The sequence below is a fragment of the Massilia polaris genome (assembly GCF_012927275.1).
Lineage (GTDB): Bacteria > Pseudomonadota > Gammaproteobacteria > Burkholderiales > Burkholderiaceae_D > Telluria_A > Telluria_A polaris.
In genome coordinates this window covers 3,182-5,130 of the sequence record NZ_JABBGG010000024.1, presented here as the reverse complement: position 1 = coordinate 5,130, position 1,949 = coordinate 3,182, and the positions used below count along the sequence as shown (strand labels likewise).

Annotated in this window: 2 rRNA genes (1 of these 2 cut by a window edge); both read right to left on the bottom strand. The window is 51.2% G+C overall.

Annotated features, from left to right (window positions below):
* Positions 1-11: 11 nt before the first annotated feature.
* A 5S ribosomal RNA gene (gene rrf, locus HHL21_RS21275) occupies positions 12-124 on the bottom strand.
* A 117-nt stretch (positions 125-241) separates the two neighbouring features.
* Positions 242-1,949 (bottom strand): 23S ribosomal RNA (locus tag HHL21_RS21270) (it continues 1,257 nt past the right edge of the window).

The window sequence follows — 1,949 nt, the reverse complement described above, 5'->3', positions numbered from 1 at the left end:
TCTTATAACTAGCCTGACGATAACCTACTTTCACACTGGTTGCAGCACTATCATCGGCGCAAAGTCGTTTCACGGTCCTGTTCGGGATGGGAAGGGGTGGGACCGACTTGCTATGGTCATCAGGCATAACTTGTACAAGCAACTGTTCCCAACGGGGCAACAGCGCTTTGAATCTGGAAGAAGTAAGTTTTATATCAAAATCAGTTTTGAAGTCTTGCAGACCTATAACTACTAATGTTATAGGGACAAGCCGTACGGGCAATTAGTATCAGTTAGCTTAATGCATTACTGCACTTCCACACCTGACCTATCAACGTCCTGGTCTCGAACGACCCTTCAAGGAGCTTAAAGCTCCGGGAAATCTCATCTCAAGGCAAGTTTCCCGCTTAGATGCTTTCAGCGGTTATCTCTTCCGAACTTAGCTACCCGGCAATGCCACTGGCGTGACAACCGGTACACCAGAGGTTCGTCCACTCCGGTCCTCTCGTACTAGGAGCAGCCCCCTTCAAATTTCCAACGCCCACGGCAGATAGGGACCAAACTGTCTCACGACGTTTTAAACCCAGCTCACGTACCACTTTAAATGGCGAACAGCCATACCCTTGGGACCGGCTACAGCCCCAGGATGTGATGAGCCGACATCGAGGTGCCAAACTCCCCCGTCGATATGAACTCTTGGGAGGAATCAGCCTGTTATCCCCAGAGTACCTTTTATCCGTTGAGCGATGGCCCTTCCATACAGAACCACCGGATCACTATGTCCTACTTTCGTACCTGCTCGACTTGTCAGTCTCGCAGTTAAGCACGCTTATGCCATTGCACTATCATCACGATGTCCGACCGTAATTAGCGTACCTTCGAACTCCTCCGTTACACTTTAGGAGGAGACCGCCCCAGTCAAACTGCCTACCATGCACTGTCCCCGATCCGGATAACGGACCAAGGTTAGAACCTCAAACAAACCAGGGTGGTATTTCAAGGTTGGCTCCACGAAGACTGGCGTCCCCGCTTCAAAGCCTCCCACCTATCCTACACAGATTGGTTCAAAGTCCAATGCAAAGCTACAGTAAAGGTTCATGGGGTCTTTCCGTCTAGCCGCGGGTAGATTGCATCATCACAAACACTTCAACTTCGCTGAGTCTCGGGAGGAGACAGTGTGGCCATCGTTACGCCATTCGTGCAGGTCGGAACTTACCCGACAAGGAATTTCGCTACCTTAGGACCGTTATAGTTACGGCCGCCGTTTACTGGGACTTCAATCAAGAGCTTGCACCCCATCATTTAATCTTCCAGCACCGGGCAGGCGTCACACCCTATACGTCCACTTTCGTGTTTGCAGAGTGCTGTGTTTTTATTAAACAGTCGCAGCCACCAGTTTATTGCAACCCTTTCGCCCTACTGAAGTAAATCAGCCAAGCTACTGGGGCGTACCTTTTCCCGAAGTTACGGTACCAATTTGCCGAGTTCCTTCTCCCGAGTTCTCTCAAGCGCCTTAGAATACTCATCTCGCCCACCTGTGTCGGTTTGCGGTACGGTCTCGTATGACTGAAGCTTAGAGGCTTTTCTTGGAACCACTTCCGATTGCTTCGCAGCATAAGCCGCTCGTCCCAGTCCCTTGAATCCTGCGCCCGGATTTGCCTAAGCGCCTTCTATGAACCAGAAACTGCCTATTCCAACAGGCAGACAACCTTCCGCGATCCGTCCCCCCATCGCATCATACGACGGTGCAGGAATATTAACCTGCTTCCCATCAGCTACGCATCTCTGCCTCGCCTTAGGGGCCGACTCACCCTGCTCCGATGAACGTTGAACAGGAAACCTTGGGCTTACGGCGTGGGGGCTTTTCACCCCCATTATCGCTACTCATGTCAGCATTCGCACTTCTGATACCTCCAGCATCCTTTACAAGACACCTTCGCAGGCTTACAGAACGCTCTCCTACCATATTG